The following is a 24976-nucleotide window of genomic DNA, read 5'->3' as shown; positions in this document are numbered from 1 at the left end:
CTCTCCATGTCAAGGCGCCTTCTTGCTTCATATGTATGTGTACTGCTCTATGCTCGACAAAATACCTTTATGAACGCCAAAGGCGGCCAATCGGCCGCCTTTGGCGTTTTACCCGCACACAGGTATGGGAAAGTCAATTTGCCTGTGCCTGCTCCGTTTCCGCCTGGTTGCAGCGCTCCACCACCTCCCTGAGCCAGGCGATTTCGTCGGGAAGAAACTGTTTCGAGTATTCGGTGCCGACGTTCATTGCCAGGTGCAGAGGCGGCATGGTGGTGGCAGCGAGCACGTGCCCCGGAACCGGCACCCATTGTGCGTCTTCTCCGGCCCAGTTTTTCAGGCGCTCCTCGCTGTCGAAAATCATCAGATAATCGTTCCCCTCGTTTTCCACGATCAACGGCAGGATCTCTCCTTCAGCGAGTTCCGGCCGGTTGTCGAGTTCCCGCGGATCGAGAGTCGGCACGCAGAAGGGCGTGTTGAGGAAGATATCGTAAAACTTGGATTGTCTCGTGGCGTTGTTCATATCCTCGCGCAGGGCCACAAGCGCCTGGTCGAGTGTGATTGTTTCCTGGGGTGCAGTTGCGATCATGGGAACTCCTTGGCGGGGGTGAACAGCTGCCTGATACTAGCCGAATCAACGGGAGCTGACAACCGCCAATGGAATCAGTTATTGCCCGCACCGATCAGGCGCACGAAATCTTCATAGGGGGCAAAGCCGGTCAGCCGCCTCCCGGCACAGAGGTGGGTAGGCACCGCGGTTATGCGTAGTTCCCGGGCGCGCTGCCAGTCGGCATCCACCGCCGGGGCAAAGCTCCGTTCCGCCAGCACCTGCTGCACCTCATCGGCCGGCAGTCCGGCGGACGAGGCGATCCGCAGCAGCTCCTCTTCTTGGGCGATGTTGATCCCCTCGACAAAATAGGCCTGATAGACAGCGCGGCTGAACTGGTCGCCCCGGCCGCGGGACTCGGCCCATTTCCCCAGTTCCTGGGCCAGCCGGCTGTTGTAGGTATGGGTCCGTTCGGTCAGTGGCAACCCCTCTGCGGACGCCATCCGGTGCAACCGGACCTGCATGTCGCGGATCATGGCCTCGCGCCCGGCAAAGAGCCTGCTCAGTTCCATCCCCTCCGGCGGGGTGTCGGGATGGAGCGGGAAGACGCTCCAGCGCAGCGTAACGCCGAATTCCCGCTGCAAACGATCGGTACGCACGGTACCGAGATAGCACCAGGGTCAGATGTAGTCGAAAAAGACCTCCACCACGGGTGTGCTGTTCATGGTTTCCTCCTGGGCGGCAGGTGCCGCTACCGATAGTATACTACGTAACCGGCAATTCCCGGAATTACCTTGCATAACGCTGACACTCTCACCGCTCCGGCCGGATTTTTACGCCATCCCCCTACTGCCTCACCCTGCAGTTTACCGCATCCCCTCTGCTGCAGGAGGCGTATAATGATGTAATACATGGCGGCACCTGCCGTCGTGCACAGAGGGACGTCATGCTCTTTGGCCGCGGAGAAGGGCGAAAGGAGTTCAGCATGTACGCAATCATCGGAGCTACTGGACATATCGGGAACAGGGTGACGGATATCCTGCTCAATAAGGGTGAAAAGGTGCGGGTCATCGGCAGGGATGCCGCACGGCTCCAGCAGTATGTCAACCGGGGCGCCGTTCCGGCAGTGGGCGACCTGAAGGATACGGCCTTTCTCACCACTGCCTTCCAGGGGGCCACGGCGGTTTTCGCCATGATCCCTCCCAGCTACACGGCAAGCACTTTCCGTGCGTACCAGGACGTGGTCGGTATCAGCATCGCCACGGCCATTCTGGACGTGGGGGTCACTCACGTTGTCAACCTGAGCAGCCAGGGGGCGGAGCTTCCCCGGGGGACCGGTCCGATCGTGGGGCTGCACGACCAGGAAGAACGGCTGGATGTGCTGCGCGGAGTAAACGTACTCCACCTGCGACCCACCTACTTCATGGAGAACCTGCTGGCCAACGTGCCGGTGATTCATGACTACGGCTATGCCGGTTCGGCGGTGCGGGGCGATATCAAGTTCGCCATGATCGCCACGGCCGACATTGCCGAGCGGGTGGCTGCTCACCTGCTGGCACGCGATTTCAGCGGCTCGTCCCATGAGGACCTGCTTGGCCAGCGCGATCTCTCCCTGCAGGAAGCATTCACCATCATTGGCCGAAGGATCGGCATCTCCGACCTGGTCTACCGCCAGATCCCCTACGACGAATTCGAACAGGCGCTGCTCGGCACGGGGATGAGCCGGGATGTCTGCCGGCTGTTCGTGGAGATGAGCGAAGCCCTGAACCGTGGGTTGTTTGCCGTCAACCGGCCGCGGAATGCTGCCACTACCACGCCGACCTCCATCGAGCAATTCGCCGAGGTGTTCGCCGAGGTATACCGGGGGGCGCAGCATCGCCACGCTGCCTGACGGGCGGGTATGGATATGCGAAAGGCGGCCGGACAGCCGCCTTTCTCTATCAGGTTGTTCAAAAATTCAGCCATCTCGCCGCCGTCCTCGAAAGCCCCCTTGTGCGGCGTAGCGCTGCTACGCCTCCGCAGGGCTTTCTGCGGGTGCGACGATCTGACTATTTTTGAACAACCTGAGTTTTGCCCTATTCCCGTCCAGCCGGTGGCTGTTGCCCCGCAGGGCATTTTCCGGTACTATCCGCCCTATATAAAAAAACGGAGCTGAATGTGGCCAGAGAGAAGATCAGATTCACGATTACCAGCGCCGACCTGCAGTCGGCCTACATCTGCGATTGCCAGAAATGGATCAGGCACCTTGCCGCCAACGGCCTGAAGACCGATGACCTCCATCGGCTGATCAGCGGCAGGTTCCCGGCGGGCAAGCTGTTCGTGCTCGACATGCTGGAGTTCCTGCGGAAAAGCGATCCCCACCTTGACCGCTTCCTGACCGGACGGAAGGGCATCCAGCAGGATGACCATCTCTCCATCGACTATGCTGCGGTGCGCCAGCTCCTGAATCAGGAATTCCCCGAGCTGGTGGTCCGGCTGACTGCCGGTGACCAGGCTAAAACAGTGGTCAAGCGCCGCACCGGGAGCGTCGATCTCGCGCCGCTCTCCCCCCTCACCAGAAAACGCTGATACCCGCGCGTGGCAGGACGTCGCGCGAACGTAGATCGTCGAGCCTGACCTGACAGGGCGCCCCTTGGGGCGCCCTGTCAGGTTTTGCGTTCCTGACGGGTTTTGCGCGGTTACTGAGGGGGTGCGCTGCTCCGGCCGTCGAGGTGCGGAACAGCAGCGGATTTGATTTATGTCAATGGAATTTAATTCGGTGCGGGATACTCTTTAAGCAGGCAACACTACTGTCAGATGGAACCGCTGTATGGATCGCCATGAATCTGCCTGCACCTATGACCAAAATCGTTGCCCTGCTGATGCTGGCGCTGCAACTGTTGCTGCCAGTCTCAGCCCATGCCCGGTCACTTGAGCTGGTGGAGGCTGATGAACATCACGCGGCGGCACTGGTCTGTCCGGATGTCGATCCTGGCGACAGCCACGAGTCCGACAGCCATCAGCATGACAGCGGCTGTCCACTTGATGCCCCATTCTGCATGATGCATCTGCAGTTTCTCCTATCCACGCCGGCGACGGAAAGGCTCAACGCCGTCTATGCCGGCCGGCTCCTCCCCGGCTTCGGCCGTCCACCGTTTATCCCTCCCCAGAACAAATAAAGCACCCAGCTTCGGTCACTGCCGTCTCTTCCGGTGAGGCGGCAGCTTGTCGTCCTGCCGGCCTTCGAGAAGGGGCCATTTCATACAATCGACAACAGGAGAACCAATATGAGCACAACTACGATCAAAACGCTGGGTATTGCGATGGTCATGCTGCTTTCGGCTGCGGTCCCCCGATTCGCTTCCGCACACTGCGATACGCTTGACGGACCGGTGGTTATGGATGCCAGAAAGGCCATCGAGGCGGGGGACGTTACGCCTGTCCTCAAATGGGTGAAGGCGAAGGATGAGAAGGCGGTCAGGGCCGCATTCGGAAAGCTCCTCGCATCTCGCGGCAAGCATCCCGAGGCGGCCGATAAGCAGTTCTTCACAACCCTGGTCAAGATCCATCGGGCAGGAGAGGGTGCCCCTTTCACCGGCCTGAAACCGGCCGGCGCCGTGGAGCCTGCCGTTGCCGAGGCCGACGAGGCTCTGGCCGGCGGCTCACCGGGAACGCTGGTGAAATTGATTGCCGATGATGTGGCCGCCGGTATACAAAGGCATTACGAGCGCGTCGCGGCCGCATACCGCCATAAGGACGAGAGTGTGGCAAAGGGGCGTGAGTTCGTCGAGGCGTATGTGGCATTCACCCATTATGTGGAGCGCCTGCATGCCGATGTCATTGGTCGGGGCGCCCATGGTGAGGAGCACCAGGGTAAGAAGCATCCCCATGCCGATCATCGCGATGGTGCCCATGCAGATCACGGTGCTGGAAAACAGTAGTCGCCACGCTGTAAACTGAAAGGCGGGTGCATCGTCACCGGCTTTCCCCCGGTGATCGCCGGCACACGGCGGTCGTCACGCCGGCAGGCCTGCGCTGGCAAAGGTCCGCCGGGAAGAATTCTGACAGACCTTGATCAGACGGACATGTTTGCAGCGGGAGCCATCCTATGCTCCCGCTGCGTTTCATCCGGGAAGCTCCGGGCGTCCACTTGCCCTCGGCACGCTCCCCAGACGATGCGCATATGAGATGGAATTCACTGAACCTACGGGGGAGAGATCGATGACAAACAACGACATTCTGCGGCAGCTGCGTACTGCGCTGGATCTGGATGATGCCGAGATGGTCGCCATCTACAAGGAAGCCGGTTTTGCCATGAATCCGACAACCTTGCCGCTGCTGCTCAAACAGGAGGACGAAGAGGGCTTCATCCCCTGCGCCAACCAGTTGCTGACATTTTTTCTAGAGGGGCTGATCATTCGACGGCGCGGCAGACGGGACTCCACCGGCGGGAATACCTCCCAACCGGGTGCCGCTCTCGACAACAACACAGTCCTGAAGAAGCTGCGGATCGCGCTGGATCTGAAAGAGGAGGATCTGCTGGCCATCATGAATCTGGCCGGCATGCCGACGGCAAAGGCGGACCTGGCTCCGCTGTTCCATGCCAAGGGACACAGGCGCTACAGGGAGTGCAGCGACCTTTTCCTGCAGACGTTCCTGCGAGGCATTGCCGGCCGCCGGTAGCAGGGGGGGATGAAAAAATGAAAAAAGGGGAAAGGCCGCCTTTCATAACAGGCAGCCTCTCCCCTGTGAACAGTAGAAGCAGCAGATCTATCGCGTTTTACCGGCCAGCAGGGCCGAATCGTCTTCGCCTTCGTCCCCCGCCATTAGATCCGTGGGGTGCAGTCTTGCGCGCGTGTTCACGTCACCGATCCAGGGGGCCATGATGAGCGCAAACATTCCGAGTATCACTATCACCGATATCGTTATCATGCTGTTGCCCTCCTTTTCTGGGCACATTGCTCCGCTTGTTTTTATTGTAATCCTTGGCGGACAAAGCGAAAAGGGAATTCAGGGGAGGGTGCTGCCGCTTGTGCGGTTTCAGACAGTGGCATTCCGTGCTGTTCTATCTGTCTGCGGCATTCACACGTACTGATTCGGTACGTGGGGGAGGTGCGTGTCATGGATGCACCTCTCTCAGCACAAGCCTTCATTCAAGGAAAACTGAGACATGTTCGACGGGATTTTCTGAGACAACGATGGGGTGCTGATGGAAACCGAGCATCTCTACTATCAGGCCAATGCCGAGGCGTTGGCGCAGGCGGGGGTGAAACTTTCCCTGGAGGATTTCTGCCGGATCTCGCTGCGTCAGGGGGAGAGCGTGCTCGCTCTTGCCGGCGGCTGCGATGGGGCGGAACTGCGCCGGGTGCGGGACGACATCTACTACCGGCTACTGGGAGAGGAGTCGCGGGTGATTCCCGGGGTGCGGGAGACCCTGGAGCGGCTCCACGGCCGGCTGCCGATGGCGATCGTCACCAGCTGCCGACGGGAGAATTTCCTGCAGATGCACCGCGGGAGCGGCCTGCTGGACTATTTCGATTTCATCCTCACCCGCGAGGACTACGGCGCCTCCAAGCCCGATCCGGAGCCCTACCTGACCGCCTGCGTCCGTGCCGGCCTCGATCCGGGCCGCTGCTTGGCCATCGAGGATTCGGAGCGAGGAGTCACCTCCGCCGTCCGGGCCGGACTGGCCGTCGCCGCCATCCCGGGCCACCTGAATCAGGGGGGCGATTTCGGTGCCGCCCGCTGGCTGTTGGAGGGCATTCGTGGGCTGCCGGCGCTCCTGGGCCTCGACCGGGACCCCTGAAGATACCGCGCAGATGAGAAAGGGACCGGCTGACGAGCGATCCCTTTTGTACTTCCTCTTCGTTGTGTGCAATCGTGTCGGTCGGTTTACCCGCAGGCACAGCCGGCGCAGTCCGTTCCTGCCTCGCATTTTTGGGGAATCATGGATTTCTTGGCCCATTCCGTGATATCGGCGGCAAAATGCAGGTACAACTCGTCGCTGCCAGCCAGGGGGATCCAGTAGGAATCCAGCACCGCTCCGACAAAGTCGAAATAACCGACCACCCGTTTGGCGGTCTGCTCGTTCAGCGCCTGGTTGGCCTGGCAGCCCTTGTGGTGCTCCTTTTTGCCCATGTCGACACAGCGGATACCGGTGGGGTAGCCGACCATCTCCCCCGCCTTGTTGACCGCCAGGATGGTGCGGTCCTTATGGACCAGCATGACGGGAAAGGGGAAGTTGTCACAGAAGAGGTGAAAATTCTTACGGGTCTCGTCGCTGATTTCGTGCTTTGCCATAGATATGCTGGCTCCTTTGACGGTTTGTACGCGGCCTTGCCGCGGAAGAAAATCTCACTGTGGGGTGAGAACGGTGGCAAAGAGGGTATCGATGAAATCCCGCACCGGCTGGGGAGACTTCATCACCTTGGCGCTCAGGACCGCCCCTTCCCATCCGGAGAGGACGAAGCCGGCAATGACAAGGGGATCATATGATGGGGGCAACTCCCCCGTGTGCTGGGCCTCCCGGATGCAGGCGGCAAAACGCTCCCGCCAGGAGAAGAGGATCTCGTCCAGGCGCTCCCGCAGGCGCTCGTTGCGGGCCGCCAGCTCCTGCCCCAGGTCTCCGATCAGGCAGCCCACAGTACACTGGTGCTCGGCCAACCGTTCCAGCCCCCTTTCCAGGAAGGCCCGCAACCGCTCCAGCGGCGGCAGGGCCGGATCGGCCAGGAGGACATCGACCCGCGCCAGGAAACGGGCGGCGAACTCCTCGATGACCGCCAGGCCGAATTCCTCCTTGCTGCCGAAATAATGGTAGAAGGAGCCCTTCGGCACCCCGGTCCGCTTCAACACCGCATCGATGCCGGTGGCATTGTACCCCTGGGCGGCAATCAGTGCCATGCCGGCCGCGATCAGTTCCGTGCGTGTATCCCGTTTTGTCATGGGTGAAATAGTAGACCGGTCGGTCTAGTTGGTCAAGCGATTTTTCATGCTCATTTGGGAAAGGGTGGGAAAGCGTACCGGGCATGGCCGGTCCCCTTGCGAGCAATGACGCAAGGAGATTGTCTTTCCGAGGGCGATGCCGGGCAGGATGGAGCAGGACGAGCAGTGCTGCAGGAGGGGGTCGGGCTTCAGGCCGCTCACGCTCACCATGATGCGCACGCGGCGGGCGAACATGGACGTTCCCGGCATACGGGGACAGGATTATGGGACGGTTGGAGGGAGAAACGCAGGGGGAGGTACGGGGACGTATTGACCTGTCTTCGCAATAGAGGACACACTCAAAATTCTATGCTGCCATCTTTAGCTCCTGCTGCTCAAACTGTTCAGGAGTGAGATAGCCAATCGCAGAGTGAATCCTCTTGCGGTTGTAGAAACCTTCGATGTAACGAAATATCCGGCTCTGTGCTTCTTGCCGGGTCGTGAAGGAGCAGTGGTAAATCAGTTCTCTCTTCAATGTGGAGAAAAAGGTCTCCGTAATTGCATTGTCATAGCAGCATCCGGTTCCGCTCATGCTTTGGATACCAGCTGCTTTCCCGACCACGGCACGAAACCGTTTGCTGCAATATTGCGAACCACGATCCGTGTGAAAGATGAATCCTGGTGACGGCCGACGCCTGACTATCGCATTGGTAAGGGCAGCTATAACAAGATCATCCGTCATGCGTTTGTTCATGCTCCAGCCCACGATCCGGCGGGAGAATACATCGAGGACCACTGCCAAGTACAGCCAGCCCTGGACCGTTTCAATGTACGTTATGTCGCCGGTCCAGAGCCGATTGGGAGCGTCAGCGGAGAATTGACGCTTCACCAGATTGTCCGCTACAGGACGCTTGTGATCTGAATTCGTTGTAACCTTGAACTTCCGCGTCGTCTTGACTTTAAGGCCGTTTTCTCGCATCAGGCGCCAGATGCGGTTTTTACCGACGCGCCGCCCTAACTGCCGTAGGTTATGGGTAATCCGTTTCGCGCCATATGTTTTGTCGCTCTCTTCGAAGGCTGATTTGATCGTTGGCAACAACGCCTGGTCTTCGCGCTGCCGATTCGTTACTCGGCCGGCCGCATGGGCGTAGTACCAACTCCGAGTCACTCCCAGAACTCGGCACATCTCCTTCACTCCGAATTCGGAGCGGTGCTCGGTTATGAACCCGAATAACGATGCGGATCCGTTGAGAAGATGGCCACAGCTTTTTTTAGGATTTCACGCTCCCGACGGAGTTGCTCGTTCTCTTTGCGGAGTTGCTTAAGCTCTGCTTCGGCAGATATTTGACTGGCTATAGCCGGATCCTGCTGGTCACGGTGTTTCCGGATCCATCCTTTTAAGACTCCATGCGTGATCCCGAGACTGCTTTCAACTTCGCGAATGGTGCGGTTGTCTTCCAAAACCAGCTTCACCGCTTCAGCTTTAAACTCGGCATCGTATTTTCGGTTCATTCTCATGACACACCCTCCTGGTCCGTTAGGATATAAGGTGTGTCCTCAAATGTGAAGATAGCTCAGTATCCTTACCCGCCATCCTTCTCATACTCCCGTCCCCACGAGCACATCTGCTCCAGAATGGGGTAGATGCTTCGCCCTTTGTCCGTCAGGGAATACTCCACCTTTGGCGGCACCTGGGGATAGACCTCGCGGTGTACCAGGCCGTCCGCTTCCAGCTCCCGCAACTGCTGGGTCAGCATTTTGCGGGTGGTGTCGGAAAAGCGCCGCTGCAGGTCGGAAAAACGAATGGTTTCCGGTGCCAAGTGCCAGAGGATCGAGGCCTTCCATTTTCCGCCCACCACTGCCAGGGTGACGTCGATGCCGCAGGTGTACTCTTTTTCCCGGTAGAGCATGGAGCGTGCTGCCTGGTTTTCTTTCATGCCTAGGCTCCTTTTTTGATACTGTGTATTTAAATAGGTACTACGTTCCAAAAAGGTACGTTATTGACGATTTTGATCTTATGAATGAAATATAGCCCGAAGGCTGTTCAAAATAAAGCTTGATCTGGTTGGAACCCATCGATAAGGAGGAGGCGTCATGAAAGTGGTGGCATTCAACGGCAGTCCCAACAGGGAGGGAAACACGTGGCACGCCCTGAAGATGGTCACGGCGGAGCTGGAGCGGGAAGGGATCGCGACCGAGATCGTTCAGGTCGGCAACAAGGTTGTCAGAGGCTGCATCGCCTGCGGTATGTGCGCGAAGAACATGAATGAACAGTGCGTGCTCCCGGGTGACGAGGTGAACGACTGGGTGCAGAAAATGAAAGAAGCGGACGGGATCATCCTGGGATCGCCGGTACATTACGCCGCCATGGGGGGCGCCATGAAGTCGTTTCTCGATCGGGCCTTTTATGTGGCGGGTGTGAACAAAGGACTGTTCCGCCACAAGGTCGGTGCCGCGGTGGTGGCGGTGCGGCGTTCGGGTGGCCTGCCGACTTTCGACCAGTTGAACAACTTCCTGATGTACTCCGAGATGCTTATTCCCGCCTCCAACCACTGGAACGTGATCCATGGCAGGAGTCCGGAGGAGGTGACCCAGGATACGGAAGGGGTGCAGATCATGCGGGTTCTGGGAAAGAACATGGCATGGCTGCTGAAGCTGGTGGAGCACGGCAAGGGGGCGGTGCCCCCGCCGGAACGGGAATCCAAGACCTATCTGAGTTTCATTCACTGATCCGCTGCCGGCACGCCGGTCGCTGACGGGTCGAATTCAATGCAGCAGCACTGTTTAGGCGGCCATTCGGCCGCCTTTGTCGTTTATGCTTACGTGGGCCTGTACCTTCGGTGTTCGTCAGAAACATAGCCGGGTCACGGTTGTGTTTAATTCGATGTGTATCAAAATGAATATTGACAGTTCTTTTTTCAGGACCTATATTTGATTCGACATCTATCGAATCGAGGTAGCCATGAAACCGGACCAGAGCATTGCCATCATGAAGGCCCTGGCGGACCAATCCCGCCTGAACATCATCAAGTCGCTGCTGGAGCGCCCCCAGTATGTGGAGGAGATCGCCAGCCGGCACGGGCTGGCAGCCTCGACCGTATCCTTTCACCTGCGCAAACTGGAGCAGGCCGGGTTGGTCACAAGCCGCAAGGAGCAGTACTATGCGGTCTTCGAAGCCAACCAGGGCATGCTGGATACCACACTGCGCGAGATCGTCGCCGATATACCGGTGGGGCGGGAGTTGCAGGACACGCGCATGGAAGAATACCGGCGCAAGGTGCTGGAGACCTTTTTCCGCCACGGGCGTCTGGAGAAGCTGCCGGCGCAGCACAAGAAGCGCCTGATCGTGCTGGAACAGTTCGCGGCGCGCTTTGAGACGGATCGGCGCTATGACGAGCAACAGGTGACCTCCCTGATTGGGCCGCTGTTCGACGACTACTGCACCATCCGCCGGCTGCTGGTGGATGAGGGGCTGATCAGGCGCGACGGCGCAGCATACTGGCGGGAAGGGGCGCCGCTCCGGTCGGATCTGCCCGCAACCGCGCAGGTGCAGCCCCGCGCGGCGCAGCAGACCGAGCGGGAACGGCGGACCACCATGAAGCAGGCTTACCGGCAGAGGCCTCTGCAGATGGGCATCTACCAGATCCGCAATACGCAGAACAACAGGGTCTATGTCGGCAGCAGCGAGAACATGGAGGGGGCGCGCACCAGCAGGATGTTTCAACTGCGGATGGGCAAGGCGATCTTCAGCAGCGAGCTGCAGCGTGACCTGGAGCGGCAGGGGGCTGCCACCTTCGAATTTTCGGTGCTGGAAGTGCTCACACCGCCGGTCGGGAAACCGGCTGAACAGGCCCTAGCTGACCTGCACCTGCAGTGGCTGGAAACGCTGCAACCCTTTGGCGAACGGGGATACAACAGCGCCCGGGCCTTCCAGCGGGAGAGAGACCGCCGGCAGTTTACGGTCGGACCGCAAAAAAACGATTGACCCGTCCATCGCTTCACGGTTTAGCGTTGTCTGTGTCATGGCCGTGACACACTCGACAACCTGAAAGGAGAATGACGATGGCTCACGTAACAGTGGAGGAATGGACGGTCCGCTTCCGTGCGATCGGTCTGGACCAGGGGGCGATGGAGCAGTGGCATCGTCTGTTCGAGCGGGAAAATCCCGACGGACACCAAAGCTTTCTGGAGTGGCTGGAGCTTCCGGCTGACCGGGTCCGTGAAATAAGGGCGAAATACGCCTGATCCCCATCGAGCCCCCGGCAGCGCACCGGGGGCTCGTCTTTTGGAGGCGCCATGTTTCGTATCGGGCAGTTGGCCCGACAGTATGGTCTTTCCCGCAGCACGCTGCTGTATTACGACCGCATCGGCCTGCTCTGCCCCAGCGGGCGCAGCGAGGCCGGCTACCGGTTGTATTCGCCGGTCGACCGGGAACGCCTGGCAGCCATCTGCTCCTTCCGGCAGGCCGGGCTGGGTATCGGGGATATCAGCGGCATTCTCCGCTCGAGCGGGGGCTCCACCGCCGAAATCGTCAGCCAGCGGCTGCTGGCGGTGGGGCGGGAGATACAGGCCCTGCAGATCAAGCAACGCCTGCTGGCCGGGATGCTCAGGCTGCAGGGACAGGGGGGACCGCTGCGGTCGGTGGACAAGGAGATGTTCGTGGAACTGCTGCGTGCGGCCGGGATGGACGACAATGCCATGCAACAGCTGCATGTGGAGTTCGAGCGGCGTGCGCCCGAGGCGCATCATGCCTTTCTGCTCTCACTGGGAATATCGGAAAGAGAGGCCCGGACAATCCGCCGGTGTTCCGTCCATGAATGGCAACCCTGAAGGGGATTTTCGAGCGAAATCGAGCATTCAGGGACCAGCCGGCCCCTTTTTCCGGTTCCGTCTCCTGGCTGGCTCCTTCCGCGAAGCGCTCATCGGCCCGTCCTATTCGTGGCAAATCAGGGTATAATTGGAAAAAAAACGGGTGCTCCTTATGCCGCGATCCAGGCCGAGACGATAATCTGAAACACGGCATTATTGCAGCATATCATTTCTGGGGTGACACACCATGAACGAACAGGAGACCGCCGACATAGTCGAGGGCGGAATGCAACTGGAAAGCGCCATTTGCAAAGCCATCGGAAAACGGGCGGTTCTGCGATTCACGTACAACGGTTATCTACGCATCGTGGAGCCGCAGAGCCACGGCATCAGCACCGCCGGAAAGGAAGTCCTGCGCGGTGTGCAGACAGGAGGCGGGAGCGCGTCCGGCCCGAGCCTTTTTGGCAAGCTTTTCGAAGTGGGCAAGATGGCGGGGCTCGGGGAAACGGGCGCGGTTTTCGCCGGTCCGGGGATCGGCTTCAATCCCGACGACAAGGGGATGATCTACGTTCATTGCCACCTGCAGCCGCCGGGCCGTCATCGCAGTGCCCGTTGAAAACGGGATCATGCCCGCTCGGCGTCGGCAGTTGCGACGAGGTGAGCAGTATACGGGGGGTGGCCGGGCGTTGACAAACACACTGCAGCCGTGCCATAAAACAGAGCGCGCGCCGGAAAACCGCTTCCACCCGATGAAGCGGTTTTTTTGTGTTTATCAGCAACTGCGCGAAAATCAGCCGGGAGAAAAGTGTGGAAAACAGAAAACGACTCTTGCTCAGAAACAAAATGATAGCCACGGGCATGCTGATTGGTGCGGCCATCCTGTTCGTCGTTGCCCGCAGCCAGAAGGGGCAGGGGGGCTGGGAGTGGGTCGCCGCCTTTGCGGAGGCAGCCATGGTCGGCGCACTGGCGGACTGGTTTGCCGTTGTGGCGCTGTTCCGCCATCCGCTGGGGGTGCCGATTCCGCACACGGCCATCATCAAAAACAAGAAGGAAGCCATTGCCGGCAACCTGGCCGGCTTTATCCGTGACAAGTTCCTGGCCGGCGACACCCTGATCGCGAAGATGCGGGAGTACGATCCGGCCGGACATCTTGCCGCCTATCTGATGTCGCGGGAGAACGCTGCCGACCTGGCCGGCGGCTTGACCCGCGTGTTTGCCGAATCGCTGGATTTCATCGACGACGAGCGTGTGCGGCAGGTGCTGCAGGCTGCCCTGAGCGACCGGATTCACCGGGTGGATGTTTCCTCTTCCGCGGGGACGATTCTCGAAACCCTCAGGAAGGACAACCGCCACCAGGTCGTGCTCGACGACCTGCTGAAGCGCTTCGCCGCCTGGCTGGCCACCGACGAGGCCCAGACCAGGCTGGCCAACGCCATTGATGATCTGTGCACCAGGGAATATCCGCTGCTGGCTGCCTTTATCCCCAACCGCGATCAGTTTTCCCGGGGGGCCGGTCAGAAGATCGCCGGCAGAATCAATGCCTTCATTCAGGAGGTCAATGCCGATCCGGTCCATGAGGTCAGGTACCGCTTCGACACGGCCGTGACCGGCTTCATCTCCCGGCTGAAATCAGACCCGGCCCTGCGCGACAGGATCGAGGCGATCAAACGGGAGATCGTTCACGACCGGGCCATGGGCGAATACGCCGGCAAGCTCGGCAATGACCTGAAGAACTGGCTCAGGGGCGATCTGCAGCAGCCCGGCTCAAAGGTGCAGGAGAAGCTTGCGGCCGCTGTTGCGGGGCTCGGTGCGGCCCTGTCGGACAACCGCGGCCTGAAGGATTCCCTGAACGAGCACCTGGAATCGCTGGTGGTGCGCTACGGGGATGCGCTGCGCAATGCCATTGCCGGGCATATTTCCGGCACCATGCAGACTTGGGAAAGCGACGACTATTCCAACGAGATCGAGCTCTCCATCGGGTCTGACCTGCAGTTCATCAGGATGAACGGCACCCTGGTCGGCGGCGTGATCGGTCTGCTGCTGCATGCCGTCTCGCTGTTGTTCGCGTAGCCTCTCTCCGGACAGGGCTGACCGCCGCTAGCGGCCATGGGGGGCGCCCCTCATGGCGTCGATGCTCCAGATGCCGCTCCCCTGTGCGGCGATGAACAGGAAGATGAAGCAGTACAAAACCGCCAGCTCGCCCTGGTTCTGAAGCGGCAGCAGTGCCCTGGGCCCGTGCACCATCCAGTAGGCACAGGCCATCTGGCCGCTGGCTATGAAGGCCGCCCAGTGCGTGAACAGGCCGATCATCACCAGGATGCCGCCGATCAGCTCGATCGGGCCGGCGGTATAGATGATAAATGCAGGGGTTCCTTCCGGCATGGGGCTGGGAAAGGCGAACAGTTTCTGGCAGCCGTGCCACAGAAACAGGAAACCGACCACGATCCGCATCAGTGCGTAGCACTGGGGACTGTATTTCGACATGAACCATGTCATGGTGCACCTCCGGATTGGCTGATCCGATCAGAGAAAATTTCGCTGCTGCACCATTAATTTTAGTCCTGTTACCTGTGCACCGCAAACTCCTGCACATCCGCATGAGCGGCATTGACAGCCCGGTGGAAGTGAGATAAAAACTTTACCCATGAACACTAAGTCACACATCTCCATCGTCGTCGCAGTCGTCACCCCGTGACGGCTCTGCGCCTCCATTAACCGGAGTGCGGGCCAAAAGCCCGCGCTCTTGCAGTATAACCAGGCCGCGGGTATCGAACCCGCGGCCTTTTGTTTTTGGTGCGCACCCATTTTTCCTTTTGGAGGTTCATCATGCAGATCACCGACCACATCCACGCCCTGAAGATCCCCTTTGCCGTTCCCACCCCGGCCGGCTCCATCGAACGCTTTGTCTATGTCTACCTGATATGCGGTGACGAGGTCACTCTGATCGACAGCGGGGTGGCCGGGGCCGAGACCACGATTCTCTCCTACCTGGAAAGCCTTGGACGGGGAAGGGGCATCAGCCGCCTGATTCTGACCCACAGCCATCCGGACCATCTCGGTGCGGCCCGCGCCGTGCAAGCCATCACCGGTTGCCGTGTGCTGGCCGGCGCTGCCGAGCAGGCCTGGATCGAGGATACCGGGCAACAGGCGCGTGAACGGCCGGTGCCGGACTTTGATAGACTGGTGGGTGGGCCGGTAGCGCTGGATAGTGTCGTGGCTGATGGAGAGGTGCTGGATCTGGGGGGCGGGCTGATGCTGGAGGTTATAGCAACGCCAGGGCATTCGGCCGGATCGATGTCATACCTGCTGACCCGGGAAGGAGCCCTGTTCACCGGCGATGCGGTGCCGCTGGCGGGAGACATGCCGATCTACGATGACTTTTGCACCTCGATCGCCACACTGGAGCAACTGCAGCGCATGAAGGAGCCGGAATTGCTGCTGGAGGCATGGCAGGCGCCGCGTACACAAGGGATCGGCGGGCGTATCGCAGAGGGGGTGTCATGGCTGCAGAGGGTGGATGCAGCGGTGCAGCAGTCGCTATACGCCGAGTCCGACCCGATGTCGCTCTGCCGCCGGGTGGTGACGCACCTGGAGTTGCCGCCGTCGGCCGCCAATCCCCTGGTGGCCCGCTCTCTCCGCTCACACCCGCTGGTTGACTACTGAGCGAGACGGCTTACAGTTTTATCTGTGATCGAAAAAATGCACCGATGCCGGCCTGTCAGGAGAGCGAGGGCAGTGCAGGGTGCAAACGGGGAGGATGTATGAACGAGGTCATCCGGGCGCTGCGACAGAGATTGCTGCCGACCGTCGCCACAGTACTTCTTTCGGGTATGTTCCCCGCCAGTGTCATACCGGCGCCTGCCTCCCTGGGGGATATTCGGCTGCCGGAGGATTTCAGAATCGAATATTTCACCCGCGACGTGCCGGGGGCCAGGTCCCTGGCGCGGGGACCGGACGGGATCGTCTTTGTGGGGACACGGTCGGAAGGGAAGGTCTATGCCGTGGTGGACCGCAACGGCGATGGCAAGGTCGATGAGGTGATCGTGATTGCCAAGGGGCTCGACTCCCCCAACGGCGTGGCCTATCGTGACGGTTCCCTCTATGTGGCCGAGATTGGCAGGGTGATCCGCTTCGATGACATTGCCAGGAGACTGAAGCATCCCCCCAAGCCGGTGGTGGTGAACGACAGTTTTCCCAAGGAGGGGGATCACGGCTGGAAGTTCATCCGCTTCGGCCCGGACGGCAGGCTTTACGTTCCGGTGGGTGCGCCGTGCAACATCTGTGAACGCAGGGATGATCCGCGCTTTGCCTCCATCACCAGGATGAACCCTGACGGCAGCCAGCTGGAGATCTTTGCCCGGGGCGTCAGGAATACGGTCGGATTCGACTGGAGCCCGGCCACCAGGGAACTGTGGTTTACCGACAACGGCCGGGACTTGCTCGGAGATGACCGCCCCCCCGACGAACTGAACCGGGCTCCGGTCAAGGGACTGCATTTCGGCTATCCCTACCGCCACGGCAAGGACATCGTTGATCCGGATTTCGGCACCAAGGCCCCCTCAGGCCTTTCATTCACCGCTCCCGAGCTGGAGCTGGGGCCCCACGTGGCATCTCTGGGAATGCGCTTTTACAACGGCACCATGTTTCCCGAGGCATACCGGGGCGGGATTTTCATCGCGGAGCACGGCTCCTGGAACCGCTCGACCCCCATTGGTTACCGGGTCACTTTCGTGCCGCTAAAGGGGGGCAAGGCAGCAGCCTATACCGTCTTTGCCGAAGGCTGGTTGAAGGGAAAAGCGGCCTGGGGGCGGCCGGTCGATCTGGAGGTGCTGGCGGATGGCAGCCTGCTGGTTTCCGACGACAAGCAAGGGGCCATTTACCGGATTACCTATGGCGGCAGGAAAAAGTAGCAGGACTGGAATGCAAGCATCCGTGCATTTGTCTTGACCCGATCGTCTATATGGTTGTATGATGCAACTATATGACGATTTCCATACCCAAATACAGGCTGGAAAAGTCGCTCGGACACCTGGCGGCACGCTTTTCAAGGGTGGTGCTACGGCGGATCAACATCGCGCTGGCGCAGGAGGGGCTGCCCATAACCGCGGATCAGTATTCCTTTCTCATCCAGCTCTGGGAACGCAACGGGCTGCCGCAGGGGGTACTGGCCGAAAAAACGGTCAAGGACAAGACCACCATGGCGCGCCTGGCCGCCGGCCTGGAGTCCATCGGGCTGATCGTCCGGGTACCGAGCACGACCGATGCCCGCGAGCGCCTGGTGTTCCTCTCCGACGAGGGTAAACGGATCATGGATCGCGCTACCCTGCTGGTCCGGGAGATCATCGGGGAGGCGCAGCAGGGAATCGACGAGGCGCAGCTGGAAACCTGCCGCGACGTGCTGCGACGCGCCTGCAGCAATCTCTTGAAATAATTTTTTTAAGCAAATAGTTGTTTGATACAACTATTGTCCGGAGTACAGTAATGGGAATACATTCCGCAGCATCCGCCATTCACCCGTCCGAGATGACCAGGGGACAGTTGACGAGGCTTGTTCTGGTTCTCGGAGCCCTGACCGCTTTCAGCGCCATGTCGATCGACATGTACCTGCCCGCCTTTCCGCAGATCGCCCGCGACCTGCAGGTGCCGCTCGGCACGGTGCAGCTCTCCATCTCCGCCTTCCTCTTCGGCTCGGCTGGGGGGCAGCTTTTCTACGGGCCGCTGGCCGACCGTTACGGCAGGCGCCTGCCGCTTCTGATCGGCCTTGCGCTCTATATCGTCTCCGCTGTGGGTTGTGCCAGTGTGCATACCGGCACCGGTCTGCTCTTCTGGCGGGTAGTGATGGCGGTGGGGGGCGGGGCCGGCATGGTTATTTCCCGCGCGGTGGTGCGCGATCTCTATGATACCGCCGAGGCGGCAAAGATGTTTTCCCTCCTGATGCTGATCATGGGGGCGGCGCCGATCCTGGCCCCCATGTTCGGCGGGCAGATCCTGCTAGTTGCCGGTTGGCGGAGCATCTTCATATTTATGGCCACCTTCGGCATCATCTCCCTCTGCGCATCGATCGCCTTTCTGCCGGAATCCCTGCCGGTCGAGCGGCGCAGCAGCCGTCGCATGGCGGAGATGGCAACCATCTACGGCCACCTGCTGAAAAACCGCCGCTACCTGCTGTACGCCATCGCCCTCGGGTGCGTCTCCGGCATAAACTTTTCCTACATCTCGGGCGTGCCCTTCATGTTCATCGAGCTGCACGGCGTATCACCCCAGAACTTCGGGCTCTTCTTCGGCGCCAATGCCTGCGGCCTGATCGGGGCCTCGCAGCTCAATCGCAGGCTGCTGCGGCGTTTCACCGCCGAAGGCATCGTGCATGCGGCCTTTACGGCAAATGCAGTTGCGGCGCTGCTGCTCACGGCAGCGATCCTCACCGGTATCGGCGGATTCCCGCTGCAGGTCATGCTCATCTTCATCTGTCTCTGCATGACCGGACTGTTGTATCCGAACCTGACCGCCCTGGCCATGGCGCCGTTCGAAAAGGCGGCCGGAAGCGCCTCGGCGCTCCTCGGCGCGATCCAGTACACCCTTGGGGCCAGTGCAGGTGCCCTGGTCGGAATTTTCCACAACGGCACGGCCGTGCCGATGGCAGCAGTCATGGCGGCCTGCGCGCTGGCAGGATGGCTGGCCGCGGTCGGCCCGCGCCTTACCGGGCGCAGAAACTGAACGCGCAGATCCTGCCGGTACTGCCGGTGCGGTCTTTCCTTATGTGCCGAGCCGGTTATAATAAACGCTGCTCAATCTCTTCAGGGGGCCGGATATGACGTACAAGGATGGCAGGGTGGCTGTGGTGACCGGCGGGGGCCAGGGGATCGGCAAGGGGATCGCCCTGCGGTTGGCACGGGACGGGATGCGAGTGGTGATTGCCGACATCGATGGCGAGGCGGCGGCAGAGACCGCTGCTGAACTGGGGCCACAGGTCATGGGGCTGACACTGGACGTGGCTGATGAGGCGGCCGTGACCGAGCTGATGGATATGATCGGCGGGCGCTTCGGACGGCTGGATGCCCTGGTCACCTGTGCCGGAATCGCCGCGCCGGTGGGGGCGCCGGTGGAGCGGCTGGAGCTGGATGACTGGAACAGGGTGCTGGCGGTCAACCTGACCGGCACCTTTCTGTGCTGCAAGCACGCTGTCACACTTCTGCGCACATGCCAGGGGAGCATCGTCACCATCGCATCCACGCGGGCCCTGCAATCCGAGCCGGACACTCTGGCCTACAGCGCCAGTAAGGGGGGCATCGTGGCCCTGACCCATGCCCTGGCGGTCAGCCTGGGGCCGGAGATCCGGGTGAACTGCATCAGCCCCGGCTGGATAGCGGTCGACGACTGGCGCAAGAGCACCCGACGCAGCCCCCCGGCCCTCAGTGCCGGCGACCATGCCCAGCATCCGGCCGGCCGGGTGGGGCGGCCGGAGGATGTGGCAGCCCTGGCAGCCTACCTGATCTCAGCGGAGGCCGGTTTCGTCACCGGCCAGAATTTCGTGGTTGACGGCGGCATGACCCGCAAAATGATCTACGCCGAATAATCGGCGGTTATGGCCGGAAAAAAAGGGGACGGGCTGCCCGAATGCAGCGCCGTCCCCTCTTTTATTTGCGGCGGAACAGGTGGTGGGCAATTACGGGGTACGGCTGGTGACCTCCAGCAGGTGGTAGCCGAACTGGGTCTGGATCGGGCCGAGCACCGTGCCGACTTCACCGGTGAATACGGCCTGGTCGAATTCCTTGACCATCTGGCCCGGGCCGAACGAGCCCAGTTCTCCCCCCTGTTTGCCCGAGGGGCAGAGGGAATGCTGCTTTGCGACAGCTGCAAAGTCGGCTCCTGCTTCAATCTGCTGTTTCAGGTCCTCGCAGACCTCCTTGCTTGCCACCAGGATGTGGCGGGCAGTGGCTCGTGCCATGGCGTGCTCCTTGTTTGGTTGGTGTCTCATTTGAGATCAGGCAGAATAACACAATCGGTGAAGCCGGGACAGTCCTCTTTCGGCAAGACTGCAACCGCTCCGCTGAATATTCGGTTTTTCCGCAGGTGTCTCATGCAAAGTCCCTTACATCCAATACCATCCCCTTCATGGTGCCGGTGACTCCGGCCACGTAGGCCCGCGCGACCCGGGCCGCCGGCATTCCGATGGAGGGATCGCGGCCCAGGGCCTGCAGGGTCTCCTGCACCCAGACCGGGCTGACCACGTTCACCCGCATTCCCCGTTCCAGCTCCAGCTGAGCAGCACGCACAAACCCCTCCAGGCCGGCGTTGACCATGCTGACCGCGCTGCTGCCCGGCATCGGCGTGCGGGCCAGCACACCACTGGTAAGGGTGAACGAACCGTTGTCACTGATGAAGTTCCGGCCGATCCGGACCAGGTTGATCTGTCCCATCAGCTTGTTGCGAAAACTGAACAGGAAGTCGTCGTACTGCAGTTCGTCCAGGGAAGCGAAGCGGGCGTCACCGGCGGCGCATACCACGGCATCGCAGGCCCCGATTTTGCGAAACATCGCCTCCACACTCTCCGGCTCGGCAATGTCCACCTGCAGCATGACGCTGCTGCGGCTTGCGCTCAACACCTCGTGCTCCGTCTGCAGCGCCCTGGCAACCTCCCGGCCGATTGTTCCGGTGCCGCCGACCAGTAAAATGCGCATGTCATCCTTCTCTCTTCCGTGTCATCCGCTGCTCCGCCCGGCTGTTCGGGACATGGCTTTTTCTTATAGTGTACCCGAAGAAGAGGATGCGGGGGCCGTCGAAGATGGTGGTTGCCGCGTTCCCGGAACGGGATACTCCTGTGGCGGGGGGGAGCACGGGAAATGCCCACATCGATCTCGGTGTTTGTCTGGCGATGTGCTATAGTGCCCGATACCAGCGGGTGAGCGGACAGAGCATTCCCCCACGCAGGCGGCCGTGCATGAGGGGCTGCCGGGCTCAAAAAGTATCAGGAAAGGAATGCCATGAGCGAAATTCAGGAACTCCGGGAACAACTCGATCGGTCAGATGCAAAAAACCGACTCAACAATCTGGTGGCAATAAGTGTGGCCATCATTTCCGTTTTCATGGCCGTCACCAAGGTCAAGGACGATAACATCGTGCAGGCCATGCTGCAGGCCAAGTCCGACGCCGTGGACAGCTGGAACGAGTACCAGTCCAAAAAGCTCAAGCATCACATGGCGGAACTGGGGCTGAGTCAGGCCCAGGCGCTCCGGACACTGGCCAAAGGACCGATGGAGGTGGTGCTGGAGCGCCAGCAGAAGGGGTTTCAGGAGACGATAGTGCGGTACCAGGCGGAAGAAGAGGCGCTGATGAAAAAAGCGAAGGGATTCGACAAACAGTACGACGACCTGAATTACCGCGACGACCAGTTCGACCTTTCCGACGCCACCCTTTCGATTTCCCTGGCCATGCTGGCGATCACCGCCCTCACCGGGAAACGCTCGCTGCTTTTCCTGGCCTGGACGCTCGCCGGGTTCGGAATCGTCATGGGGCTGGCCGGGGTGCTTGGGCTGGCGTTTCATCCGATGGCGCTGACCAGGCTGCTGTCGTAGGCGTAGGCTCCCCCTGGCCGTACCGTTTCACGATGATGCGCAGGGAAGCGAACGCCTCATTGCAGAGACGTTCCAGTCTGGCAAGGAGCGCCCTGTGGTCTTCCCCGGTACTGCCTTGGTGCAGGGCCGCTTCGAATGTTCCGGCACACTCCCCGAGTTGGGCGGCGCCCAGATTGATCATGACCCCTCTGAAGGTGTGCAGCAACTGCCCGGCGGCCGCAGTGTCTCCGGAATGGATCAGCCGCTCCAGGCGCTGTACGATATCGATATGCCCGGTGCATGCCATGCGGGCCATCTGACCGTAAAGCAGACGGTTGCCGTTCATCCTCCTGATCGTCCTGGGCAGGTCAAGGCCGGGCAGCCCGGCCACTTCTTCGGCATCCAGCGGGAGGTCCGCAGTCTGGCCGGAGACCTGCTTTGCCGTCGATCGATCCAGCGTGCAGTACCGCTCCAGGGTCGCCACCAGTTTCTCCACATCGAGCGGCTTTGCCAGATGATCATTCATTCCCGCCTCAAGACAGCGCTGCCGATCAACCTCGAAGGCATTGGCGGTCATGGCGATGATCGGGAGCCCTTTTTCCCCTACGGAATCACGAATCTCCCGCGTGGCTTGGTAACCGTCCATGATCGGCATCTGCACGTCCATCAGTACGACATCGAAGGAAAACTCGCCTGAAGCCACTCGCTCCACCGCCTCGCGCCCGTTCCCGGCGATCACCACCCGGGCACCCATATCCTCCAGGATCTCGCGCGAAACCAGCTGATTGAAGTAGTTGTCTTCCGCAACCAGTATCCGCACCCCCTCCAGGCAGCGCGGCGACCGGTCCTGTCTGCAAGCGGCGGGGGGCTGGTACGGGACGGTAACCGCATCCGGCGTAGAACGCGGCGCCGGTAGATCAAAAGCGACCCGAAAGCTGAACGTACTGCCTCGGCCCTGTTTGCTGGCTACCTGGATGCCGCCCCCCATCAGGCGCACCAGGCGGCTGCTGATGGCCAGTCCCAGGCCGGTGCCGCCAAACTTCCGATTGGTGGATATTTCGGCCTGGGTAAAACCATCGAAGATCCGGTCGAGGTTTTCCCGGCTGATGCCGATGCCGGTATCACTGATGGAAAAATCGAGACTCACCTGGCCGGCATCGGTCTGTGCCATCGATACGGACAGGACCACTTCGCCCTGTTCCGTGAATTTAACGGCATTTCCGGCCAGGTTGATCAGCACCTGCTGCAGGCGCAGCGGGTCCCCCACCAGCGTGCCGGGGACACGCGAGTCGATGTCGAAAACGATCTCAAGCTGCTTGTGCCCGGCATTGGCTGAAAGGATCACCGACAGCTTGCGCAGCAGATCGTTCAGGTCGAAGGGGACCCGCTCCAGTTCCATTCGACCCGCCTCTACCTTGGAGAAGTCGAGAATGTCGTTGAGAATGTCCAGCAGCGACGTGGCCGCGTTTTCTATCTTCCCGATGTAGTCCTGCTGGCGCAGATTCATCCCGGTTTTGTGCATCAGGTATATCAGTCCCAGGATGGCGTTCATCGGCGTGCGGATCTCATGGCTCATGTTCGCCAGGAAGGTGCTTTTTGCCTCATTGGCCGTCTCGGCAGCCGCAATCGCCTGGCTCAGCCGCTCCTTGGCCTGTATCCGCTCGGTAATGTCCTCGTTGAGGCCGACCAGGCGCAGGGGGGCGCCGTCCGGATCGTAATAGAGCTTGCCAATGCCGCTGAGATTGCGGATTTCTCCATCCCCCCGGCGGATGCGGAAGACGCAGTTGAAAGGGGTCTCACCGCCGAGTGAGGCCTGCAGGGCCGCCTCCATCGCCGGGAGATCTTCAGGCAGCACCGTCCGGCTCCAATCATGATAGCTCGAACAAAAGGAGGCCGGGTCGGTTCCGTAGATGGTGAACATGGAGTCGTCCCAAATCAGAAGGCCGGTTTGCAGGTTGTAATCCCATACCCCCATGGCGGCCGCCTGCGTCGCCATCTGAAGGCGCTCGGCGCTTTCCCTTAATGCGGTGGATGATTGGGCCAGGCTGCTTTCGTATTCGCGCTGGCGCCGTTGATAGGCATACAGCCCCAGCGAGGCAAGCAGCGCGGTGATCGCGAAGAGCATGCCCTGCATCAGCAGGTTGCGGCGCCAGCCGGCATAAATGAGGTCCAGGTCCCGGCTGACCGCCACCATCAGGGGTTTGTCCATTTTCAGTTCCGGGGGCTGGACCGTTTGCCAGACCAGAAGGCGCTTTTCTCCGGTCAGGTAGGCAATGCCGGCATGAACGGTGGTTTCCTGCCCGCTGTTACGATGCCTGGTGAAGAATGTTCCGGGCTGGGCCAGGTTCTTGCCGGCCGTCTTTCGCCCTTCCGGAATCAGCATGAACAGCATTCCATCGCCATGGGCGATGGCGGTCCACATGTCCCTGCTGTAGAGCACCGACGAGAGCAGCGTGGTGAAATACTCCGGATCCAGCGTGGCGGCAATGACCCCGGCAAATTCGCCGCGTGGGCCGGGGATTACGCGCACCACGTTCAAGGCAAAAATTCCCAGGGAGGTCTTGAAAGGGGGGGAGACGTACAGCCTGTCGGCAACGGGATGCTCCCGGGGCATCATGAAGTAGTCCCGTTCCCTGAAATTATCACCGACCAGCTCGGGCCAGTTGGAGGCGACGACGGTTCCGTCGGCGTTGAGGATGTTCAGGGTCCGTACCCCTGGCATGGCGTTGGTGATGACGCCGAGCTGCCTGGCGGTGTAGGTGTTCTTGCCGTTCCGCGACAGCTCCTGCTGGATATCGCTCAGCACCTTGTTGGTCGCATCCAGGTTCCAGGCCAGGTTTTTCTGGATCACCCGTGCCTGGGTCACCAAGCGTTCCTGTACCCGTGACGTGATGCGGCCACGCTCCAGGTACAGGTTCAGCCCCATGGGAGCGCCCAGGAGCAGCAGGGTCATGCCCAGCATGATCCATTGGGATGGCAGCCGTTTTTTCGGAGAAAGGTTTTTCATGGTTTTGCACTCCGCGGAATCTAACGAAGAATATCGGCTCCAGTGCCTGCTTGGCAAGCTGTTTGATCGCGGCAGGGCCTCACCATGCAAGTTGTGATAAAATGTCAGAAATTTCTTCTTTTTAGCGGGAGGATGTCATAGTATACGCAAGAGGTCCGGCTGTCC

At 60.5% G+C, this 24976-nt stretch carries 30 protein-coding genes and 1 pseudogene; 18 read left to right on the top strand and 13 right to left on the bottom strand.

The genetic code is table 11. The annotated features are described in order from the left end of the window. Positions 1–133 precede the first annotated feature (133 nt). The gene (locus GSVR_RS18440) at positions 134–586 is read right to left on the bottom strand and encodes an SseB family protein (RefSeq protein WP_173195277.1); all 453 of its coding nucleotides are present in this window, start codon (positions 584–586) and stop codon (positions 134–136) included. A gap of 74 nt (positions 587–660) precedes the next feature. Then, a pseudogene (locus GSVR_RS18435) lies at positions 661–1212 on the bottom strand (DsbA family protein); the annotation flags it as partial. Positions 1213–1529: 317 nt separating this feature from the next. On the opposite strand from GSVR_RS18435, the gene GSVR_RS18430 reads away from it, so the two are divergent. The 5 genes from GSVR_RS18430 to GSVR_RS18410 all read left to right on the top strand — a co-directional run bounded on the left by GSVR_RS18430 (position 1530) and on the right by GSVR_RS18410 (position 5206). Next, complete coding sequence (locus GSVR_RS18430; protein ID WP_173195275.1) at positions 1530–2435, top strand: NmrA family NAD(P)-binding protein; 906 nt, start codon at positions 1530–1532, stop codon at positions 2433–2435. 266 nt (positions 2436–2701) lie between these two features. Then, positions 2702–3112 (top strand): hypothetical protein, encoded by a 411-nt coding sequence (locus GSVR_RS18425; protein WP_173195274.1) that lies wholly within the window; start codon positions 2702–2704, stop codon positions 3110–3112. A 269-nt stretch (positions 3113–3381) separates the two neighbouring features. Then, a complete protein-coding gene (locus GSVR_RS18420; protein WP_173195273.1) occupies positions 3382–3702 on the top strand; it encodes a hypothetical protein in 321 nt (106 codons plus the stop codon). A 108-nt stretch (positions 3703–3810) separates the two neighbouring features. After that, positions 3811–4464, top strand: a complete 654-nt coding sequence (locus GSVR_RS18415; RefSeq protein WP_173195272.1) for a DUF6448 family protein — start codon at positions 3811–3813, stop codon at positions 4462–4464. A 280-nt stretch (positions 4465–4744) separates the two neighbouring features. Beyond that, complete coding sequence (locus GSVR_RS18410) at positions 4745–5206, top strand: DUF1456 family protein (protein WP_173195271.1); 462 nt, start codon at positions 4745–4747, stop codon at positions 5204–5206. A gap of 87 nt (positions 5207–5293) precedes the next feature. On the opposite strand, the gene GSVR_RS18405 is transcribed toward GSVR_RS18410, so the two are convergent. Beyond that, the gene (locus GSVR_RS18405) at positions 5294–5455 is read right to left on the bottom strand and encodes a hypothetical protein (RefSeq protein WP_173195270.1); all 162 of its coding nucleotides are present in this window, start codon (positions 5453–5455) and stop codon (positions 5294–5296) included. A 271-nt stretch (positions 5456–5726) separates the two neighbouring features. On the opposite strand from GSVR_RS18405, the gene GSVR_RS18400 reads away from it, so the two are divergent. Further along, positions 5727–6329 (top strand): HAD family phosphatase, encoded by a 603-nt coding sequence (locus GSVR_RS18400; protein ID WP_305040936.1) that lies wholly within the window; start codon positions 5727–5729, stop codon positions 6327–6329. Positions 6330–6415: 86 nt separating this feature from the next. On the opposite strand, the gene GSVR_RS18395 is transcribed toward GSVR_RS18400, so the two are convergent. The 6 genes from GSVR_RS18395 to GSVR_RS18370 all read right to left on the bottom strand — a co-directional run bounded on the left by GSVR_RS18395 (position 6416) and on the right by GSVR_RS18370 (position 9381). Continuing rightward, positions 6416–6823 carry a hypothetical protein gene (locus GSVR_RS18395; RefSeq protein ID WP_173195269.1) on the bottom strand — a complete coding sequence of 136 codons (408 nt, stop codon included), beginning with the start codon at positions 6821–6823 and terminating at the stop codon, positions 6416–6418. 54 nt (positions 6824–6877) lie between these two features. Further along, positions 6878–7465: a TetR/AcrR family transcriptional regulator gene (locus tag GSVR_RS18390; RefSeq protein ID WP_173195268.1), complete on the bottom strand. Its 588-nt coding sequence runs from the start codon at positions 7463–7465 to the stop codon at positions 6878–6880. Between the two features lie 24 nt (positions 7466–7489). Further along, positions 7490–7699 carry a hypothetical protein gene (locus GSVR_RS18385; RefSeq protein ID WP_173195267.1) on the bottom strand — a complete coding sequence of 70 codons (210 nt, stop codon included), beginning with the start codon at positions 7697–7699 and terminating at the stop codon, positions 7490–7492. 112 nt (positions 7700–7811) lie between these two features. After that, positions 7812–8666: an IS3 family transposase gene (locus GSVR_RS18380; RefSeq protein WP_203978876.1), complete on the bottom strand. Its 855-nt coding sequence runs from the start codon at positions 8664–8666 to the stop codon at positions 7812–7814. Continuing rightward, on the bottom strand, positions 8663–8962 hold the full coding sequence (locus tag GSVR_RS18375; protein ID WP_173202482.1) for a transposase: 300 nt from the start codon (positions 8960–8962) through the stop codon (positions 8663–8665). The genes GSVR_RS18380 and GSVR_RS18375 overlap by 4 nt, the downstream gene beginning before the upstream one ends. A gap of 65 nt (positions 8963–9027) precedes the next feature. Further along, complete coding sequence (locus tag GSVR_RS18370; protein ID WP_173202048.1) at positions 9028–9381, bottom strand: helix-turn-helix domain-containing protein; 354 nt, start codon at positions 9379–9381, stop codon at positions 9028–9030. A gap of 157 nt (positions 9382–9538) precedes the next feature. Between GSVR_RS18370 and GSVR_RS18365 the strand changes: the two genes are divergently transcribed. From GSVR_RS18365 to GSVR_RS18340, 6 genes are all read left to right on the top strand, one after another. Beyond that, positions 9539–10174 carry a flavodoxin family protein gene (locus GSVR_RS18365; RefSeq protein ID WP_173202047.1) on the top strand — a complete coding sequence of 212 codons (636 nt, stop codon included), beginning with the start codon at positions 9539–9541 and terminating at the stop codon, positions 10172–10174. 232 nt (positions 10175–10406) lie between these two features. Beyond that, complete coding sequence (locus GSVR_RS18360) at positions 10407–11429, top strand: metalloregulator ArsR/SmtB family transcription factor (protein ID WP_173202046.1); 1023 nt, start codon at positions 10407–10409, stop codon at positions 11427–11429. Between the two features lie 77 nt (positions 11430–11506). Then, positions 11507–11689 carry a hypothetical protein gene (locus GSVR_RS18355; RefSeq protein ID WP_173202045.1) on the top strand — a complete coding sequence of 61 codons (183 nt, stop codon included), beginning with the start codon at positions 11507–11509 and terminating at the stop codon, positions 11687–11689. A gap of 51 nt (positions 11690–11740) precedes the next feature. Continuing rightward, positions 11741–12274 (top strand): MerR family transcriptional regulator, encoded by a 534-nt coding sequence (locus GSVR_RS18350; RefSeq protein WP_173202044.1) that lies wholly within the window; start codon positions 11741–11743, stop codon positions 12272–12274. 226 nt (positions 12275–12500) lie between these two features. Then, a complete protein-coding gene (locus GSVR_RS18345) occupies positions 12501–12869 on the top strand; it encodes a hypothetical protein (protein WP_173202043.1) in 369 nt (122 codons plus the stop codon). 191 nt (positions 12870–13060) lie between these two features. Continuing rightward, positions 13061–14323: a DUF445 domain-containing protein gene (locus GSVR_RS18340; protein ID WP_173202042.1), complete on the top strand. Its 1263-nt coding sequence runs from the start codon at positions 13061–13063 to the stop codon at positions 14321–14323. A 27-nt stretch (positions 14324–14350) separates the two neighbouring features. Here the strand turns inward: GSVR_RS18340 and GSVR_RS18335 are convergent, their stop codons facing one another. Next, the gene (locus tag GSVR_RS18335) at positions 14351–14749 is read right to left on the bottom strand and encodes a DoxX family protein (protein WP_173202041.1); all 399 of its coding nucleotides are present in this window, start codon (positions 14747–14749) and stop codon (positions 14351–14353) included. A gap of 330 nt (positions 14750–15079) precedes the next feature. On the opposite strand from GSVR_RS18335, the gene GSVR_RS18330 reads away from it, so the two are divergent. The 5 genes from GSVR_RS18330 to GSVR_RS18310 all read left to right on the top strand — a co-directional run bounded on the left by GSVR_RS18330 (position 15080) and on the right by GSVR_RS18310 (position 19826). After that, positions 15080–15916 (top strand): MBL fold metallo-hydrolase, encoded by an 837-nt coding sequence (locus tag GSVR_RS18330; RefSeq protein ID WP_173202040.1) that lies wholly within the window; start codon positions 15080–15082, stop codon positions 15914–15916. Between the two features lie 167 nt (positions 15917–16083). Continuing rightward, positions 16084–17163 (top strand): PQQ-dependent sugar dehydrogenase, encoded by a 1080-nt coding sequence (locus tag GSVR_RS18325; RefSeq protein WP_173202053.1) that lies wholly within the window; start codon positions 16084–16086, stop codon positions 17161–17163. Positions 17164–17234: 71 nt separating this feature from the next. After that, positions 17235–17684, top strand: a complete 450-nt coding sequence (locus GSVR_RS18320) for a MarR family winged helix-turn-helix transcriptional regulator (protein ID WP_173202039.1) — start codon at positions 17235–17237, stop codon at positions 17682–17684. Between the two features lie 50 nt (positions 17685–17734). Continuing rightward, on the top strand, positions 17735–18967 hold the full coding sequence (locus GSVR_RS18315; RefSeq protein WP_173202038.1) for a multidrug effflux MFS transporter: 1233 nt from the start codon (positions 17735–17737) through the stop codon (positions 18965–18967). Positions 18968–19061: 94 nt separating this feature from the next. Beyond that, entirely contained in the window at positions 19062–19826 is a 765-nt protein-coding gene (locus tag GSVR_RS18310; RefSeq protein WP_173202037.1) for an SDR family oxidoreductase, read from the top strand. Between the two features lie 90 nt (positions 19827–19916). Here the strand turns inward: GSVR_RS18310 and GSVR_RS18305 are convergent, their stop codons facing one another. Both GSVR_RS18305 and GSVR_RS18300 read right to left on the bottom strand, forming a co-directional pair. After that, positions 19917–20198: a peptidylprolyl isomerase gene (locus GSVR_RS18305; protein ID WP_173202036.1), complete on the bottom strand. Its 282-nt coding sequence runs from the start codon at positions 20196–20198 to the stop codon at positions 19917–19919. Between the two features lie 130 nt (positions 20199–20328). After that, positions 20329–20931, bottom strand: a complete 603-nt coding sequence (locus GSVR_RS18300; RefSeq protein WP_173202035.1) for a short chain dehydrogenase — start codon at positions 20929–20931, stop codon at positions 20329–20331. A 303-nt stretch (positions 20932–21234) separates the two neighbouring features. Between GSVR_RS18300 and GSVR_RS18295 the strand changes: the two genes are divergently transcribed. Continuing rightward, the gene (locus tag GSVR_RS18295) at positions 21235–21825 is read left to right on the top strand and encodes a DUF4337 domain-containing protein (RefSeq protein WP_173202034.1); all 591 of its coding nucleotides are present in this window, start codon (positions 21235–21237) and stop codon (positions 21823–21825) included. Here GSVR_RS18295 and GSVR_RS18290 read toward each other — a convergent pair. Next, a complete protein-coding gene (locus GSVR_RS18290; protein WP_173202033.1) occupies positions 21758–24811 on the bottom strand; it encodes a hybrid sensor histidine kinase/response regulator in 3054 nt (1017 codons plus the stop codon). The genes GSVR_RS18295 and GSVR_RS18290 overlap by 68 nt on opposite strands. Positions 24812–24976 lie beyond the last annotated feature (165 nt).

Source organism: Geobacter sp. SVR (assembly GCF_016865365.1).
GTDB lineage: Bacteria > Desulfobacterota > Desulfuromonadia > Geobacterales > Pseudopelobacteraceae > Pelotalea.
This window is presented reverse-complemented; position numbering and strand designations above follow the sequence as displayed.